This is a genomic window from Leisingera sp. ANG-M1 (genome assembly GCF_000813745.1).
Classification (GTDB): Bacteria; Pseudomonadota; Alphaproteobacteria; order Rhodobacterales; family Rhodobacteraceae; genus Leisingera.
Genome location: NZ_JWLC01000077.1, coordinates 1 through 500 on the forward strand (window position 1 = coordinate 1; position 500 = coordinate 500).

Consider the following 500-nt stretch of genomic DNA (forward strand, 5'->3'; position numbering starts at 1 on the left):
GCAGCGGCCGCTGCTTGTTGAAGGGCTGCAACTGCGGGGGCCGCTGTGGCGGGCTGCAGGTCGCCGGCACTGGCCTGCTGGGCATCCGGCGGCGTGCTGGCCAGGCTGGCAGACGGGGCGCTTGCGCTGGTCAGCTTGGCGCTTTGGGCTTGTGCAGGGGCAAGTTCCGGAGGCTGTGCGGCGGCGGGTGCGAGGGAGGCTGCTTGCGGAGATGCAGAGACAACGCGGTCCGGGGCGGGCGCTTGCAGCCTGGCTGCGGATTGCGGGATTGCACCGGCGTTCAGGCCTTGGCTTTGTGCTTCGCTTTCAGGGGCTTGTTCGCCTTCGGCCGCCTGCGGCACGGCTTCGGAGCGGGGGATGCGGTGGGCCTGCAGGTTGAGGGCGCTTTCCGGGTTGGGCTGATGCGGCACCGGGTCGGGCACCAGCGAAATGAGCAGCGCGCCGGCGCCTGCGGCGTGAACCAGGGCCGAGGCTGCCAGCCCCTGCGCCCATATGGCGGG

At 71.6% G+C, this 500-nt stretch carries 1 pseudogene; it reads right to left on the minus strand.

Annotated features, from left to right (window positions below):
* Window positions 1–500 (minus strand): annotated as a pseudogene (locus tag RA19_RS27150) (hypothetical protein); the annotation flags it as partial.